The sequence below is a fragment of the Bacillus sp. UNC41MFS5 genome, from assembly GCF_000686805.1.
The window spans coordinates 101,933-118,222 of record NZ_JMLP01000015.1; the positions used below are offsets into that span (position 1 = coordinate 101,933).

17 protein-coding genes and 1 riboswitch are annotated in these 16,290 nt (G+C 37.8%); of the genes, 5 read left to right on the top strand and 12 right to left on the bottom strand.

Going from position 1 to position 16,290, the window contains the following annotated elements; all coding sequences use genetic code 11:
* Positions 1 to 33: 33 nt before the first annotated feature.
* Positions 34 to 891: a LysR family transcriptional regulator gene (locus BR30_RS0108440; RefSeq protein ID WP_026564648.1), complete on the bottom strand. Its 858-nt coding sequence runs from the start codon at positions 889 to 891 to the stop codon at positions 34 to 36.
* Positions 892 to 1,081: 190 nt separating this feature from the next.
* On the opposite strand from BR30_RS0108440, the gene BR30_RS0108445 reads away from it, so the two are divergent.
* From BR30_RS0108445 to BR30_RS0108465, 5 genes are all read left to right on the top strand, one after another.
* Positions 1,082 to 2,092, top strand: coding sequence for a mannonate dehydratase (locus BR30_RS0108445; RefSeq protein WP_231507648.1), 1,011 nt, complete (start codon positions 1,082 to 1,084; stop codon positions 2,090 to 2,092).
* Positions 2,093 to 2,218: 126 nt separating this feature from the next.
* Positions 2,219 to 2,584, top strand: coding sequence for an SET domain-containing protein (locus tag BR30_RS0108450; RefSeq protein WP_026564650.1), 366 nt, complete (start codon positions 2,219 to 2,221; stop codon positions 2,582 to 2,584).
* A 160-nt stretch (positions 2,585 to 2,744) separates the two neighbouring features.
* The gene (locus BR30_RS0108455) at positions 2,745 to 3,548 is read left to right on the top strand and encodes an amino acid ABC transporter substrate-binding protein (protein ID WP_026564651.1); all 804 of its coding nucleotides are present in this window, start codon (positions 2,745 to 2,747) and stop codon (positions 3,546 to 3,548) included.
* A gap of 14 nt (positions 3,549 to 3,562) precedes the next feature.
* On the top strand, positions 3,563 to 4,249 hold the full coding sequence (locus BR30_RS0108460) for an amino acid ABC transporter permease (protein ID WP_026564652.1): 687 nt from the start codon (positions 3,563 to 3,565) through the stop codon (positions 4,247 to 4,249).
* 13 nt (positions 4,250 to 4,262) lie between these two features.
* Positions 4,263 to 5,012 (top strand): amino acid ABC transporter ATP-binding protein, encoded by a 750-nt coding sequence (locus BR30_RS0108465; RefSeq protein WP_026564653.1) that lies wholly within the window; start codon positions 4,263 to 4,265, stop codon positions 5,010 to 5,012.
* A 79-nt stretch (positions 5,013 to 5,091) separates the two neighbouring features.
* Here the strand turns inward: BR30_RS0108465 and BR30_RS0108470 are convergent, their stop codons facing one another.
* The 11 genes from BR30_RS0108470 to BR30_RS0108520 form a co-directional block, all read right to left on the bottom strand.
* Positions 5,092 to 5,772: a Na-translocating system protein MpsC family protein gene (locus BR30_RS0108470; protein ID WP_026564654.1), complete on the bottom strand. Its 681-nt coding sequence runs from the start codon at positions 5,770 to 5,772 to the stop codon at positions 5,092 to 5,094.
* Between the two features lie 118 nt (positions 5,773 to 5,890).
* Positions 5,891 to 6,586 carry a Na-translocating system protein MpsC family protein gene (locus BR30_RS0108475; protein WP_026564655.1) on the bottom strand — a complete coding sequence of 232 codons (696 nt, stop codon included), beginning with the start codon at positions 6,584 to 6,586 and terminating at the stop codon, positions 5,891 to 5,893.
* Between the two features lie 215 nt (positions 6,587 to 6,801).
* Positions 6,802 to 7,884: an ATP-binding protein gene (locus tag BR30_RS32870; RefSeq protein WP_051633521.1), complete on the bottom strand. Its 1,083-nt coding sequence runs from the start codon at positions 7,882 to 7,884 to the stop codon at positions 6,802 to 6,804.
* Between the two features lie 352 nt (positions 7,885 to 8,236).
* Positions 8,237 to 9,256, bottom strand: coding sequence for a thiazole biosynthesis adenylyltransferase ThiF (locus tag BR30_RS0108485; RefSeq protein ID WP_026564656.1), 1,020 nt, complete (start codon positions 9,254 to 9,256; stop codon positions 8,237 to 8,239).
* Entirely contained in the window at positions 9,253 to 10,020 is a 768-nt protein-coding gene (locus BR30_RS0108490; protein ID WP_026564657.1) for a thiazole synthase, read from the bottom strand. The genes BR30_RS0108485 and BR30_RS0108490 overlap by 4 nt, the downstream gene beginning before the upstream one ends.
* Position 10,021: 1 nt before the next feature.
* Positions 10,022 to 10,225, bottom strand: coding sequence for a sulfur carrier protein ThiS (thiS, locus tag BR30_RS0108495; RefSeq protein ID WP_026564658.1), 204 nt, complete (start codon positions 10,223 to 10,225; stop codon positions 10,022 to 10,024).
* A 10-nt stretch (positions 10,226 to 10,235) separates the two neighbouring features.
* Positions 10,236 to 11,375, bottom strand: a complete 1,140-nt coding sequence (thiO, locus tag BR30_RS0108500) for a glycine oxidase ThiO (RefSeq protein WP_035445241.1) — start codon at positions 11,373 to 11,375, stop codon at positions 10,236 to 10,238.
* A complete protein-coding gene (gene tenI / locus BR30_RS0108505) occupies positions 11,350 to 11,994 on the bottom strand; it encodes a thiazole tautomerase TenI (RefSeq protein ID WP_026564660.1) in 645 nt (214 codons plus the stop codon). Before tenI ends, thiO begins: the two co-directional genes overlap by 26 nt.
* 110 nt (positions 11,995 to 12,104) lie before the next feature.
* Positions 12,105 to 12,213, bottom strand: a riboswitch (TPP riboswitch).
* A 117-nt stretch (positions 12,214 to 12,330) separates the two neighbouring features.
* On the bottom strand, positions 12,331 to 14,475 hold the full coding sequence (locus BR30_RS0108510; protein ID WP_231507649.1) for an outer membrane protein assembly factor BamB family protein: 2,145 nt from the start codon (positions 14,473 to 14,475) through the stop codon (positions 12,331 to 12,333).
* 329 nt (positions 14,476 to 14,804) lie between these two features.
* A complete protein-coding gene (locus BR30_RS0108515; RefSeq protein ID WP_026564662.1) occupies positions 14,805 to 15,797 on the bottom strand; it encodes an anti sigma factor C-terminal domain-containing protein in 993 nt (330 codons plus the stop codon).
* Positions 15,790 to 16,290 (bottom strand): RNA polymerase sigma factor, encoded by a 501-nt coding sequence (locus BR30_RS0108520; protein WP_035445242.1) that lies wholly within the window; start codon positions 16,288 to 16,290, stop codon positions 15,790 to 15,792. The genes BR30_RS0108515 and BR30_RS0108520 overlap by 8 nt, the downstream gene beginning before the upstream one ends.

Below are 16,290 nucleotides of genomic sequence, written 5' to 3' on the forward strand. Positions count from 1 at the left end.
TCCAAAGGCTCAGTCAAAGTCTGAGCCTTATATTTATGAAACTTCCAAACCAATAAAATTAACAAATTCCCTCACCACCGATAATTCCAGCGAGGAGTTTCGGTAATTCATCCAACTCTCCAAGACAATTTCTTCTCCGTTATCTGCAGGTAAATTCAAAATATGTACCGGGTCATCTGGTTGCAAACAAAAGGATGGGACAAAGCCCACACCTAGTCCACTAATGACCATTTTCTTACAGGTTTCTACATAATCCGTTTCCATCATTATCATAGGAGGATGGGCAAACTGTTTTTGCCACCAAGTACCAAATACTCTTTTAATAGACGGAGTGGCAATATAAATAAAATTTTGGGTAGGCAAGTCTTCTAAACTTAGTTTTTCCTTAGAAATCAAACAAATGTTATTCCGATCAATTAACACTTTTTGGTCATCCCATTTATGCCCTGCACTTTCAATTCCTATATGGATTTCTCCGTCCTCCAAAAGTTTCATAATTTCTTTCCCTAACCCGGTCTTCAGTTGAATTTTGACCTTCGGAAACGCTTTGTTAAAGCTCGCCAATATAGGAGGTAATTTATAAATCGCAAAATTATTGGAAACACCGAGCCGAAGCGTACCTTGTACTTCACTTCCCATATTTTGAACTTTTTCAATAACTTTGCTTCTTTGAAGTAGGAGACTTTTGGCACTTTCAACCAGGTATTCTCCTTGCAGTGTAAATTGAACTCCTTTATTCCCTCTGATCAGAATCACGATATCCAGTTCTTTTTCTAATTGCTGTATTCGATAAGTGATTGCCGGTTGTGAAAGGTATAAGCGGTCAGCTGCTTTCTTAATATTCTTTTCTTCAAAGAGTACTTCTAAAATAGTAAAATCACGAAAGTCCACAATTTCCCCTCACTTACCTTGATATAAATTTCTTTTTGCATTTGCTATAAAAAACCAATATTTTCTTTGAAAACGAATTCATACTACAATCATACTATAACAAACCGCTTGTTTACCTAAGAGAAAAGTAGTCTTTTATGCATTGAATTATGACAATTTTTCAAACTATTAGAAGGGAAGAACTCGCATGATGAAAATATCAATAACATCCTATACAACAGACATGACTGATGGAGATTTACGGCAATTAAGCCAATTAGGGGTAGACTGCATTGATTTTGGGAAAGGTTCCGCCTTTGCCGGAGTAAAAGAACAAGGGTATCCAGATTTAGATCAATTGATAAAATTAAAGCGCCGCATTCGGTCATTTGGTATGGATATTAATCGAGTGACATTGCCAGATATCTCATCTAAATTTATGAACAACGAACCTGGCAGTGAAAGAGAACTAGAAAACTCTATTAACGCGATCAAAGTATTTGGGGAAGCTGGCGTACCGCTTGTTAGACAACGATTTGAAGGTGATACCTTCCCACATTTGACTACTCAATATCGCTCTATTCAAAGAGGCGGCGCGATTGCCCGCGGGGAAAGTCTTGGTTTTACAAAGGAAAACTTCCCTCATCCATCATTGGAAGAATATGAAAACCAATGGCTGCGATTCTGTGATGCCTATAAGGAAATGGTTCCAGTCGCTGAAGATTACAACGTCCTATTAGGTATGCATCCTTCAGATGCCCCGCATCCTGAAACCCTGTTTGGCGGACTTGGCTATCATCGCCTTACCGACGCTTTCCCTAGCAAAAATGTCGGTTATATATACTGCATTGGAACACGCGCAGAAGAAGGCGGAAGCCCTCTTGTCATCAATGAAATTAATAACTATGGACGAAAAGATAAAATTTTCCTTGTACATTTCCGTAATGTGAGAGGAAGTCTGCCTACAACAAAAGCGTTTGAAGAAGCTCTGTTAGATGACGGTGACATGAATATGTTTAAGATTTTACTAGAGTTAGATAAAGTTGGTTACAATGGCTGCTTGAATCCTGACCATGTTCCAATCCTTGAGGGAGTACAAATTGAACATAACCCTAGTTGGCCAAATACTTGCATCCAATGGAATTATAACAATATTGGCTATGTCTATTCGATTGGATACATTAAAGCGCTCCTCGCAGCCCTGGTTGAATTCAAACATTAACCTAACTTGGTTTTTTTCACTTTAATTATGCTCCACCTCTATTCACCTATACCAAACACCTTCCTTATTCATACATTAATAAAAAATCAGAAAATGTTAGAAAGGAAACTGGAGGTATACAGAGTTATGTTGGAGCTAAAGCAATCTCAACATGGGCGAGGGATTTTTGCTACACGTAATATCAAGAAGGATGAGCTATTAGAGGTGTCACCAGTTATCATCTTCCCTAAAGAAGAGTTTAAGTACTTGGAGAAAACGACTTTGATTGACTATGTCTTCTGGTGGGGAAAAGACTTCGATGAATGTGCATTAGCACTAGGTATTGGTTCGCTATTTAACCATTCCAGCAAACCGAACGCTATCTTTAAAAGGAAACTAAAAAAGAGCACTATTAACTTTTATGCCTATACCGACATAGAAGCTGGTGAGGAAATTCGCATTAATTACAATGGTGACCCTGAAGACAAAACACGATTATGGTTTGAGAAATAATAAAACACATAGTAAGCGTCCAAATCCCATTAGAAATAGGATTTGGACGCTTTTTTTAGGCTTTATTAAACCTTTTAAATTGACATTTATTTTAATGTATATTATTCTAGTAAAGTTATTTTATATAAAACCTATAAAAATACTAGGAGATGTAAGAAACATGAAGAAATTTGCACTAATTTTTTTAGCCCTCCTTCTTACCGTAGCTTTAGGCGCTTGTAGCAGTAAAGAAGAAAAGGTAAGTTCTGCTGCTAAGAGTAAAAGCCTTTATGACCAGATTAAGGCAAAAGGTGAAATTACAATTGGGACAGAAGGTACCTATGCTCCTTTTACTTATCATGATGACTCTCAAAAGCTAACAGGCTTTGATATAGAAATTGCTGAAGAAGTATTTAAAAGATTAGATATTAAACCCGTTTTCGTTGAAACAAAATGGGATGGCATGATCGCCGGTCTTGATGCTAAGCGTTATGACATGGTTGCAAATGAAGTTGCTGTTCGTCCTGACCGTTTAGAGAAATACGATATGTCAGAACCGTATATTGTCTCAAAAGCTGTTCTTGTTGTTCATGAGAACAATAACGATATTAAAACACTTGATGACTTAAAGGGTAAAAAAGTTGGACAATCATTAGACAGTAACTATCGCAAAATTGCTGAAGCACATGGGGCAACCAATACAGTTGTTGAAGGATTTAATCAATCCATCGACCTCATTACTTCAAAACGTATTGATGCAACAATTAACGATAGCCTTTCATACCTAGACTTAAAGAAACAGCGTCCTGATCTTCCGATTAAAAAGGTTTATGAAGAAGCAGACGCAACAAGCAATGCTTTTCTTTTCCGTAAAGGTAATAAAGAGCTAGTTGATGCGATAAATGGCGCTCTTGCAGATATGAAAAAAGATGGTACGTACCTAGCAATCTCTAAAAAATGGTTTAATGAGGACGTATCTAAGTAAAGGAATGGAACAATATGTTTGCAGACCAAGAACGAATAGATCGAATTATAGGAATCCTTAGTGATTCCTTTTTTCCTATTTTAAAAGCAGGAATTCAGTTTACGATACCATTAACAATTATCACCTTTATTCTAGGGCTAATTTTAGCCTTCTTTATTGCACTTGCACGGCTATCCAATCTAAAAGGCTTAAACGTTGTCGCCAAATTTTATGTTTGGATCTTTCGTGGTACTCCTTTACTCGTTCAAATCTTTATTCTATTTTACGGATTACCTAGTATGGGAATAACACTTGATCCATTTCCGGCTGCGGTCATTGCCTTTACGTTAAATAAAGGTGCTTACAGTTCGGAAATTATTCGAGCAGCAATTCTTTCCATTCCAAAGGGTCAATGGGAAGCAGCTTATTCAATAGGAATGACCAAATCTCAGGCAATGAGACGAATTATTATTCCTCAAGCCATCCGTGTATCATTGCCACCGCTCGGGAATTCTTTTATTAGTTTAGTAAAAGACACTTCCTTAGCAGCAACCATTACGGTTACGGAATTATTTCAAAAAGGTCAACAAATCGCAGCTGCTACCTATGAGCCTCTGTGGATTTACATTGAAGTCGCCTTTATCTATTTAATCTTCAGTACAGTTCTTTCATATATCCAGACAAAAATGGAGATTCGATTTGAGCGAAGTGTAGCTAAATAATGGAGGTGATACAATGATTCACATAGACAATTTGCATAAAAGTTTTGGTCAGCTTGAAGTATTAAAAGGGATTGACCTGACCATCCCAACAGGAAAGACAGCCGTGATTATCGGCCCTTCCGGCTCTGGAAAAACAACTTTACTACGTTGTCTCAACCTTTTAGAAATACCTAATCAAGGTTCCATTGAACTTGGGGGTCAATCCATCAATTTTGACCAAAATAATAAAATGAAGTCAAAAGAACTTGTTTCTTTTCGTAAAAATACGGGCATGGTCTTTCAAAATTACAACCTATTTCCACATTTGACTGCAATTGAAAATGTAATGGAAGGCCAGACCACTGTTCTTAAAAGGTCAAAGTCAGAAGCAGAAAATAAAGCACGAGCTCTTCTCGATAAAGTTGGTTTGAGAGAACGTGCCGAGATGTATCCTCATCAATTATCAGGGGGACAACAACAACGTGTTGGAATCGCCCGGGCTATGGCCATGGAACCTAAAGTTCTGCTGTTTGATGAACCTACTTCTGCATTAGACCCTGAGTTAGTTGGCGAAGTTTTAAAAGTCATGAAGGATTTATCAAAAGAGAATATGACGATGGTCATTGTAACCCATGAAATGAACTTTGCTAAAGATGTGGCCGACCAAGTCATTTTCATGGACCAAGGAGTTATCATAGAAAAAGGTACTCCAGAAGAGGTATTTGAGAACACCCAAAATCAACGGACTTTACAGTTCTTGAATAAGGTCGCTTCACGATCATAGCAGAAATACTGTTGCACACCCTTTACCCAAAAAGCTCTTCCTAATGAAAATTAGGAAGAGCTTTTTTATTTACATGTCCTTAGGATCCAAGCATAAAGGCCATCAATGATTTATCTTCTTTAAAATTCCAATCAATAAAGATATCTCGTATTGATTTTTTAAAAATATCCTCAAATCTACCTTCCCGGTGGAAATATACTTTTTCCAACTCATCCTTTGTAAATCTAAGTTCTTTTTCAAACCCTTTTTCAATTAATGCCTTTTCAATAGGGACAAGTATACCGCTTCTTTCAACTAAATAAATGGTTGGTGAAATGGGATAGATATGGATATGATCAGGTACTTTTTCAACCAAGTAACTGAGCCGCCCAACCTCCGATTCTAACCTTTGGGTATCAATATCCACTTGACTAACCTGACCTATTATCTCCTCTAATACAAAAATAAGAATGCCCGAATTATTTGGGAAGTTCCAATCATGATAGTATTCTTCTACATCGACTCCCAGAGTCACTTTTACTACCCCTGTTATTTCACTCAAGACGTGGTTAATAATAACGGCTCTTATATCGTCAACATACCTATTCTGTCCTTGCTGTAACAAGATTTCTTCCATTGGGGTTAAAAACCCGCGAATATACGTGACGAGATGATTTTTAGACAGGGTGGTCCTACATGTCTGCGGGCCTTTTCCAAAATTTTTTCTTAACAACTTACTAATATAACTACTAATAAATTCTTCCTTATTTTGATTAATCATCCATTTCTACTCCTTAAGCAGGTACAATAAATCCATCATTTTATTATGTACCAAAGACCAACTTGTTAAAAAAAAACATGTGGTAAGCAGGAAAATCCTTTTGCCACATGTTTTCGATTCATTGATATTCCTTATAAAAAACAAAAATTAGATAGTTTCGGTTCTTTTCATAATCCCAAACAATGAATATATCTTCGATGATGCGATTAAATAAATCCTCAAATAAACTCTTATTTTTCAAATAACCGCTTTTGATTTCCCTAGCTTGATGAAGCAGCAGGTCGAGATTTCCTTGTTCATACGCTAAACTTTCTAATTGTAAGAGGACATCTCTCGCTTCAATCGCACAAATATTTTGTGTAAACTTTACTACCTTTAAACCAACCGGTCGTTTATGATAACGGGTCCCTACAAAATCAATTAAGTTAAAAAGAGTTTTTTCAAAATCTTCTTCCATTTTTACTTCATCACTAGATGGAACATTTTCTAACAGAATAATTCCTTTATTCGAAACATAATTCCAATCATGGAAAAAATGATCAATTCCCCCCCCGAATACCTTCGAAACTTCCGGTTTAAACTCATTGATGACTGCATTGATTACGGCTGAACGAAAATTATGGACTAAAATCAACTGATTATTTTCCAACAAAACTTCCTCTGCTGGCGTAATAAAGTTTCGCATATATACATATAATCGGTTTCCTTTTGACATCATCGTACAAGTTTCTGGTCCCTTACCAAATCTGCGCTTGAGGAGCTTACTAAATGTACTGCTAAGATATAGCAAATTCTCTTGTGTAGATTTACTCATTAACTTCTCCTTTCAGGAAAATAAAAAGACCTAACTTCTAGGAAAAGAAGTTAGGTCACGGCTAAGACGACTATTATTATAGTTTCTTCCATTTACCATACAAGTTATTATTATAAGTTTTTGCTAAATATATGTTGACTGCCATAACTAATGACTGCAAGACATTAGACTTTAATAGTTTACCACGATATTTACCTTACTAGCAATCACTTAGTTTAAGTGAAGGATGGTAAACTTACTTCGATACAGGTTCCATTCGTACTGCTGGTAATATTAACTTTCCCCTTATGCTCTTCAATGATTTGAAAACTAACGGGCATCCCAAGTCCGGTCCCATATTCTTTTGTAGTATAAAACGGTTCATTTATTCGGTTAATCATTTCGGGAGGAATACCGCATCCTTGGTCGATGATTCGAATCTGAACACGTTTTCCCGCAGTAATGGACCCTTCAATTAAGATCCTGCCGCCATCTGGCATGGCCTCAATTGCATTTTTTATATAATTGATAAAAACTTGTTTTAATTGATTTTCATCCCCTAAAATTGCTTCTTTCAAGTAACTAAACTTTTTTTCAACCTGAATATTATTTAATAACATTTGTGACTCCATTAATGCTAGAACTTGATCTAATAAGGAAGTAATCGTCAATTTTTCATACTTTTTTTTGATTGGTGTTGCCAATACCATTAGTTCCTTGAGAATTACTTCAATACGTGCAACCTCTGACTCTACGATATCATAATACATAGGCTCCCCATGATAATCCCTAGCCATTAATTGTAAAAATCCTTTTATCGCTGTTATCGGATTTCGAATCTCGTGGGCAATTCCCGCCGCTAATTGACCTGCCACCGCTTGTTTTTCCGATAGTAATTGTCTTTCTTTTTTTATTAGAGTGATATCTTTTAAAACCACATAAGACCCCACCACTTCCTTATTAAAAAGGATTGGGAATGCAGTAACATTAACATCCATTAATGTTTCGGGTGCGGGTCTCATACTGATCTTTGCATCAAAATTTGTTAGTTTTTCCCGGCCTTTTTCGAAGAAGAACGTTTGTGATTCATTCAAACATGTGGAGAGGAATATATGACTCAACCTCATCTGTAATAATTCAGGTATGGAACAACCTAAGAGAGTTTCGCAAACATCATTCACATACACCAATTGCCCATCCAAATTCAGTATAAAGAATGGGTCTGCATTTTTTGATAAAACAGAGAAATCCTTATCCACATTGACATCGATATATATTTGAAGCAGAAAGTTTAGACGTTTTATCTCGTCCCTCTCCATTTTCCCCCACCTCTCTTTATTTGCGAAAATAGCCCTTATATAAAAAAGCCAAAATAAGCGTAGAGATCCTACGTCTTATTTTGGCTTAAATTCTAGCATCAATAGGTCTAGAGATTCATTGCCTTTAAAAATACGCACTAACTTTTTTCTAAATTCACAAGTAGACTAGAGCATATATCCCTATATCCACTTTTAATACTATACCTATTTGTAAAAATATTCAATTAATTTTTTTAATTTAGATAATTTGCTTTTTTATAGTCAACCATCTAGCGAAGAATATGGAAAGTTTAAGTATGACCACTGGATATTAATATAGGAAAATTTAGAGCCAGCCGTTGTTTCATTCTAATTAACCTAAGTATCTATGGTATAGCGCCTTCGCTTCGGATATATCCTTCGTTCCATGTACTAAAACCCTTCCGTCTCTAAAAACTACTAATCGGTGAGAATTCACAGTATACGATAGAAGGTAAGGATTTCGCTCCACGGCTCCTCCTTGATTCGCAAATATTTTTTCTAAAGCCTCCAAATCACGAACCATTGGAATCGAAGGACGTATCTGAACTGAATCTCTTCCACATAGGACAGCTGTTTTTGTTTGATTTTCGAATGATAAATAAGGGTAAGTACGTTCTTCCCCGCAAGAAGGACAATCCCTCTTTTTCAATTTATCTACTTGTATGGAACTATATTGGTTTTTCCATAGATCAAAAGAAACAAGTTTATTTCGCAATGAATCCAAGTCACCAACCAAAATTTTCAGTGCTTCACTTATTTGAAAAGAAACGACCATGTTAACAGCTGGACTAATAATTCCAGCTGTATCACAGGTTAATCCTCCAAGAGGAACGGTTTCTACTAAACAAGAAAGGCAAGGTGTTTGTTCAGGAATGATTGTGAAGGAGATTCCGTAGCTTCCAACGCAAGCACCGTAAATCCATGGGACACCATACATTTGGGATACATCGTTAATAATCATTCTTGTTTCGAAATTATCCGTTGCATCCATAATAAGATCAACTTTTTTGGCCCAGTCTTCCAGCTCTGACACAGAGGCATCCGCAATGATTGCCTCCATTTTCACAGAAGAGTTAATGGCTGTTAAGCGGTTTTTGGCCGCTATTACTTTAGGAACTCTATTTTTGGCATCTTCTTCTGTATATAACTGCTGCCGCTGTAAATTGGACCATTCTACATAATCACGATCAACAATGGTAAGTTTACCAATTCCAGCGCGGACAAGTGCTTCGGCACATGCTGATCCGAGTGCCCCCACTCCAATTATGAGGACATGTTTATCGGAAATTCGCCGCTGCCCGTCTTTTCCAATGGACGAAAAAAGTTCTTGTCGTGAGTACCGATTAATCACCCGATACTCATTCCTTCCTTTGGACTGCTTGCTGTAGCATATCTCTTTTTCTCGATTCGGCCGGCCTCATAGCCTAAACGTCCAGCTTCAATCGCTAATCTCATTGCTTTTGCCATTTTTACCGGATCCTTGGCCGCTGATACAGCCGTATTCAATAAGACGCCATCAGCTCCTAATTCCATTGCTAAAGCCGCATCGGCCGGTGAGCCAATTCCAGCATCAACAATAACAGGAACGACGGCTTGTTCGATAATAAAGCTAAGGTTTACGGGATTGATGATACCTTGACCAGATCCAATTGGCGAGGCCCCTGGCATCACAGCATGACAGCCAGCTTCTTGAAGTTTCCTAGCTAATACAACATCATCTGAGGTATAAGGGAGGACAATAAATCCTTCCTTCACTAATTCTTCTGTCGCCTTTAAGGTTTCAATCGGGTCAGGAAGTAATGTTTTATCACATCCAATCACTTCCACTTTAATCATATCGCATAGGCCAGAAGCTTTTGCTAATTTGGCAATACGGACGGCCTCAGCCGCTGTTTTCGCACCTGCTGTATTTGGCAGTAGCGTATATTTATTGGTGTCTAGCTGTTCTAAAAAATTCGGCTGACTTGATTCAAAAATATTCATTCGTCTTACCGCGAACGTGAGGATTTCTGCTTCGGAAACTTCCACTGCTTCCTTTTGAATTTCATAGCTTGGATACTTTCCCGTTCCTAGAAACAAACGAGATTGAAAGGATAATGAACCTATTTTTAACATGTCAACCGCCTCCTACAAAATGAACTATTTCAATTCGATCTTTATCTGATAATCTAGTACTTTGGTGATCTATTTTGGTTAATATTTCACCGTTTACTTCCACAACTACAACCTTATCGTGGATTTCATAGTGTTTGAGAACATCTGAAACAAATACGACATGCTCTGGTAATTGGATATACTCGCCATTTAATATTACTTCCATCTTTAACCTCCTAACCAACTGTCTCTTTGTGCCTTTCAAGGTGAAAAGCTGCGAGAAGAGCGTCATCTTGCTGTCTACCTGCTAATAGGTCAGCCACTATTTTCCCTGTAATTGGACTTAATAAAATCCCATTTCGAAAATGCCCTGCTGCAACGAACAATCTCTTCCATCTTGGATGCTCGCCAATATAAGGGATTCCATCGCCTGTCTGCGGTCTGAATCCTGACCACACTCGCTCCCATGCTGCTTCCTTAATCTGAGGAACTAATTGAGTCGCTCTTTCTATTAATGAAGCAATTCCTTCAGGGGTAACCTTGTTATCAAAGGTATTTTCAATCATGGTAGCACCAATATAAATTTCCCCATTCCGTTTTGGTACCAAATAACAGCGTTTGTCGGAAAAAATAGTCGTGTTAATAATCGGCTCCTCCGTTCGAACGGAAAAGCATTCTCCTTTAACAGGATACACGCTAATGTCCAGTCCCGATTCACGCATTAATTTCGCTGCCCAAGCTCCGGTGGCCACGACAACTTGTTCACTATTTATGACACCATTGGTCGTTTTAACCCCTTTAACCTGACCGTTTTCAAAAATAAAAGAAAGAACCTCCGTATTTTCAAGAATTTTCGCTCCAAAAATAACAGCCGCTTTTGCAAACGCTTGTGTTAACTTTGCTGGCTGCACATGTCCATCGTTGGGGAGATACATCCCTCCAACAACACTTGGTGCTAAAGACGGTTCCATTTCTCGTAATACCTTTCCATCCAGCCATTGTATAGTTGGATCCCAATTCCTTTGATAGTTGACCTGTTTTTTTACTTCTACTGCTATTTCTTCCGTTTCTGCAATTTTCAGCATTCCTTTATTCACGAACTCGATATCAATTCCAGTATATTCATTTAACTCGCTTGATAGAGTAGAAAACATTGCTTGACTCTTTAATGCCAACTGGAATAAAGGACCATCTTGTTCAATCTCAGCTTGTGCTGCCAGCATACCGGCAGCCGCACTGGAAGCTTGGCAAGCCAATCTATCCTTCTCAATTATGATTACTTTTCTACCCATTTTTGATAGTTGATAGGCAATAGAGGATCCGTTAATCCCTCCTCCGATAATGGCAACATCAAATGAATTTTCCACTTGTTCCATCTCCATCTCTTAATACATTTAAATAAGCCTTTACTGCTACTAATGGATCGCGAGCTTCTAATACTCCTGACATGACCGCGATTCCTTTTGCCCCAGCAGCTAGTACCCGCCCCGTATTCTCGGGGGTTATGCCTCCAATGGCAATTACCGGAACCTCTAATTGTGCGATCCTTGATAATTCCTCAAGACCTTTAGGGGTCATTCCTGGTTTTGATTGCGAAGGGAAGACATGGCCGAAAAGCACGTAATTAACACCATTTTCTTTTGCTTTTTGTCCTTCTTCGTAGGAGTGGATGGAACTTCCTACCCTAAGCTGAGGAAAATTCCCTTTGACAATGGCAGCATCTAAACTATGAAAGGCTAATTGAACCCCACCAGACTTTGTAACTAAGGCAACATCCACTCGATCATTGATTATAATCTTTGATAGTGGCACGTTTGTCGTTGTTAGAAGTTCAACTGCTTGAAAAAGTTCCCTCGCTGTTTTTTGTTTTTCTCGTAAGTGAATCGCGGTTACATATGGATGAATATCCATGACAATTTCACATAGCTGCTCGATTGGCATTTTACCATTGGATATAATATGTAACTCTTTAACACTAGTTAAAATACAAGTCACCCCCTATAATCAAGATTCCGAATCTCAATGAAATAAAGTGAAAAACAAAAAACCACTTCCTTTTGATAAGAAAGTGGTTGATAATTTGAAATATAAACATGATTCTTCAAATATCCATGTTTCCACTTCCCTACGCTGGTATAACCCAGATCAGGTTCATAGAGTCCCGAAGTATCACTTCAATCTCAGCCCTTTAAAAAGGCACCTCTAGCGGATTGTTATCTATTCATTTATAAAAATTCCCTTGCATGGTTAATGTTAACACTTCGATTAGAAATGTCAAATAAATTCTTATACATCCCTTTCAAATATACTCTGCCTTTACATGAAAAAAGATTATTTCACTATGGTCAGTTTTTGGCCAATATAGATTGGTTGATTGGGATCAAGATTGTTGGCTTTGACGATGGAGTCAATCGTTACACCATTCTTCTGGGCAATCTTCCAGAGAGAGTCGCCCGCAACAACGGTGTAAACAACAGTTGATACCGTTGGAAGGGTGACAGTAAATTTTGCTACATACCCAGAATCCGCAGTACTGCTGTCTTTCTGGTATTCTATTGAATACCAGTCTCCGATTGCGGAATAAATTTTTATATCTGTATTCATCGGGAGCACAATCTTTGTATCATACTGAGTTCCTGGATTGGTTCTAACATTGACGTTTGTCCTTGTCTTAGCATTCTCGATTGCTTGAATCTCCTGATTGGATGGAACTTTAATTAATGGCTTGGAGACATATCCTTTCAGAACCGCACTGACAATTCTGTACTCAATCTGATACCAATCACCTGTTTCTCCTGTTATGACCACTTCTGAACCAGCAGGGATTGTTCTTAGTATGGTACTTTGTGTGGTAGCTGCCGAGCGCAAGTTGGAATTTTTCAAGGTTAAACCGAAGCCTTCTGTAATCAGAATGGATTTGTCACGTGCTGTATATTCATTCTTATTCCCAGCAAGATCTGTGAGTTTTACAATTGGATAGTAATTTCCGCGGATTACGTTAAAGCCACGGCTGTTTTTTCCATCCCAATAAAAATTGGATGTACCCTTCAAGTGTCTTCCCCACCCAATGGTTTGAACTACCTGGCCGCTTTCATCAACAATGGTTACATCCATATCTGCCGTTTCACTTATGGTAATGGGAATTTTAATTTGGTTCTTCCCATCCTGCATAGAAAGCTGGCTGACTGCTGGCAAATCGATCGTTGCCGTTGGTTTTTCTGTATCTAACTGGGATGTTTTTGGCACGGCGTACGTATATAGAAATTGATTCGTCTCTGTTACAAAAATCGTGTCTTTGATGACGCCGATTGGCCGCAAGCCAGATGCGCCTGTAGTAGGTGTCAGCTGAAGAGTTGAATAAATAAGCTGACCATTAGCGATATTAAAGAATTTTATTTTGTTGTAATTTCCCAAAATAATTTTATCAGAGGCTACGACCATTCCACTTGACCCTTTAATGGTCTGAAGTCCACCAGCAACAAACTGTTCTGCATACAAGGTCTTCCATTTCTGAACTCCGGTATTTTTGTCTACCGCGATGATATTGGTCTCATCTAGGACAATTAAAGAATCACTCGTTACAGAAAGAGGTTGTGTAAACATTCCCGAAGGGCTAAACTTCCATAATGTTCTTCCGCTCGCTGCATCCAATGCCCAAATGTTCCTTGTTGTCGCCGGTTTCGTTTCGAAGTAAAGCTTCCCATCTTTATAGACAGGAGCCCCATAAATAGGCAAACTTGAATCCAGATCAAATGTCCAAAGCACCGTGCCTGTAGACGTGTCGAATGCATACATTTTGGATGTCATTTGAACTGGATTCCGTATATTTGCAAACAGTCGATTATCACCGGCAGCGAAAACTCCTTCCAACCGCTCTTGGAATTTAAGGGGATAATTCCATCTCTTTTGACCCGTATTTACATCTACCGTACCAATTGCATCCAAACCTTCGGTGGTTCTCGTTAAATAATATAAGGTATTCTGGTCAATTAAAAGGCGATTCGCAAAGCTATCAACGGTCCAAAGTGTCTGTGAAGAGGTACCGTTATCCTGAATCGCATAAATTTTAGTCATCGTTGAAGCGTAAATCACTCCGTCTCTTGCTATTAAGTCAAGAAACCCATTCTGTTCTTCTATTGAAAAATTCCATCTCTCTTTGTAAGTATCTAAGTCGGTGGCAGAGAGTATTTTTTTAGAAATCCGTTCAGCCGAATACAGTTGATTGCGATTTACACTAAACAACGCAGAAGCATTATTAAATGGATCTTTCTTTAAAGTCAATAACGTCAAATCCGCAGGCATGGTGGCACTTGAATAATTAGTATTTGCCTGATCGGCTAAATGCATTTCCCAGTTTTGGTCATCTGCCCTTAGGTTCTGATTCGCTGCCAGTCTCTCGAATTCCGTTATTCTTTGTCTTAAGTGTTCGTTCTGAGCCTTTAATTGATGATAATCACTTGTTACTCTGTAAGCCATTTGTTTTTGATCAAAAGAAACCCTTGTAACCAACCTGACCAACTCCGTAATCGGTACATATATGAATGGGTGCTGGGGGTGTTTAGGTTGGAAATTTAAGAAAGGGTTATTTCTATTAAAATGATTGAAACCTGCCATATTTGAACATCACACCTCCATTTTTGTGCTTGCATCATTTTATGCACATTAGCCTAGGAGGTGATGTTCATTTAACTTTCATAACAAAAGCAACCTCAATCCTTTACCTGTTTAGGAATAAGGATGAGGCTGTTTTTTTAGCAGGCTATTCAGTTTTACACTGGTAGCCAATGCAATTAGATAGAATCTAATTAATACTTATCAATTGTAGCCCCAAGGACGGATGCTCTGATGAAATCAAGATTTTGGAAACGTTTAAGTTCCGCTGGCGTACCAGTTACAACGGCACCGTTTAATCTGATATTTCCATTTGTTGTTTGGATATTTTCTTTAATCCCCTTCAGAGCCTCATTAATAGCACTTTTATGAATGCCTTTATTCCTCAACTGTTCCAGCATCGTGATGAACCCTTTTCCATTTTCTTCAGAATAAGGAATTTCAGATCTAACCTCAAACCCAAAGGCACCTCCACCTCCCTTAGTCTTTACACTATCCTGATCAAGAGTCGTTTCCATATATTCCATTTGAGCAGTTGACGTTGTATCGACCCATAGCCAATTAACATTTTCCTGCCCTAACTTCTCAGCCAATTCTATTATTGTCATTGGTTTCTTAAAGGACAAAGCAACTTCTATTAACATATTCTCATCTAATTTTACAGCAGTATCAAGTTCATGTGGCAAATAGTCGTAAGATAAACCAGGATAATAAAAATCTATTTTTCTTTCATTGTTGAAATCATTATAACGAACATATCTTTTGGCTTCTTCATTTAAAGTATTGACTTCCATCATTCCGCTTCCCCTTTCAATCGTTTCTATCCTTCCGAATAGAGGGATATTTTCTGTCTTTTTATCCCAAAGTATTGAGCGGTCACCGATGGTTTTACGGTATGTTGTCTCTGCTGTAATGCTAAAAAGATTGTAGTTATAGGAAGTACCGCCAACTGAAATATTTGCTCCGTGAATGCTATTGTAAAAATAATCTTGATCCTGTATTCGATTAGTTAGGATATATTGACTGCCCATAAAAACAATGGTCAACAAGATGGTAGTGGTAAGAACCGTAATGATGATGTATTTAATTGTTTGCTTCATTTTCGATTTTTTGACGGCCTTCTGCAAAGAAGGACTACTCAAAAAATCGATGTTCTCCCCTTTTTTTGGTTCGTGATTATCACTCATGATTTACCTCCTTATAAATCTTCTCTAACTTTTTCCTGGCCCTAAATAAATTCGTCTTGACAGAACTTACATTCATTTCCAATAGATTTGAAATTTCTTCGTATTTTAAACTTGAATGATACTTTAATAACAATAGCTCTTGATAATGCGGTTTTAACTGAGAGAGCGCATATCCAAGTTCACTATTTCTTTCCTTTTTGAGAAATATTTCTTCAGGATGCTCACTTATATCTATTTCTAGAAGCCCCTCGTTTAAATTCAACTCATACCGCCCATATTTTCGGCATTTATCATAATAGAAATTTAACGCTACTCGTATCAACCAACTCCGTATTTTTGATGTCTGGATTGAATCGTAATATAGTAGAAATCTATAAGCAGATTCCTGAACTGCATCCTCTGCATCCGACTGAGGAATGCCCAGTTTACGTAAGTACCTATACACAATATTAAGTTCTATATTGAGCTCGTTTTTATTATTTATGGCATTCAT

What these genes read in the sequence shown, in the direction of transcription:
- BR30_RS0108450 (WP_026564650.1), top strand. Translation starts at nt 2,219, where the DNA reads ATGTTGGAGCTAAAGCAATCTCAACATGGGCGAGGGATTTTTGCTACA.
- BR30_RS0108465 (WP_026564653.1), top strand. Translation starts at nt 4,263, where the DNA reads ATGATTCACATAGACAATTTGCATAAAAGTTTTGGTCAGCTTGAAGTA.
- BR30_RS0108445 (WP_231507648.1), top strand. Translation starts at nt 1,082, where the DNA reads ATGAAAATATCAATAACATCCTATACAACAGACATGACTGATGGAGAT.
- thiO (WP_035445241.1), bottom strand. Translation starts at nt 11,375, where the DNA reads ATGGAACAAGTGGAAAATTCATTTGATGTTGCCATTATCGGAGGAGGG.
- BR30_RS0108520 (WP_035445242.1), bottom strand. Translation starts at nt 16,290, where the DNA reads ATGAATGCCATAAATAATAAAAACGAGCTCAATATAGAACTTAATATT.
- BR30_RS32870 (WP_051633521.1), bottom strand. Translation starts at nt 7,884, where the DNA reads ATGGAGAGGGACGAGATAAAACGTCTAAACTTTCTGCTTCAAATATAT.
- BR30_RS0108475 (WP_026564655.1), bottom strand. Translation starts at nt 6,586, where the DNA reads ATGAGTAAATCTACACAAGAGAATTTGCTATATCTTAGCAGTACATTT.
- BR30_RS0108510 (WP_231507649.1), bottom strand. Translation starts at nt 14,475, where the DNA reads ATGGCTTACAGAGTAACAAGTGATTATCATCAATTAAAGGCTCAGAAC.
- BR30_RS0108490 (WP_026564657.1), bottom strand. Translation starts at nt 10,020, where the DNA reads ATGTTAAAAATAGGTTCATTATCCTTTCAATCTCGTTTGTTTCTAGGA.
- BR30_RS0108455 (WP_026564651.1), top strand. Translation starts at nt 2,745, where the DNA reads ATGAAGAAATTTGCACTAATTTTTTTAGCCCTCCTTCTTACCGTAGCT.
- BR30_RS0108460 (WP_026564652.1), top strand. Translation starts at nt 3,563, where the DNA reads ATGTTTGCAGACCAAGAACGAATAGATCGAATTATAGGAATCCTTAGT.
- BR30_RS0108470 (WP_026564654.1), bottom strand. Translation starts at nt 5,772, where the DNA reads ATGATTAATCAAAATAAGGAAGAATTTATTAGTAGTTATATTAGTAAG.
- BR30_RS0108515 (WP_026564662.1), bottom strand. Translation starts at nt 15,797, where the DNA reads ATGAGTGATAATCACGAACCAAAAAAAGGGGAGAACATCGATTTTTTG.
- thiS (WP_026564658.1), bottom strand. Translation starts at nt 10,225, where the DNA reads ATGGAAGTAATATTAAATGGCGAGTATATCCAATTACCAGAGCATGTC.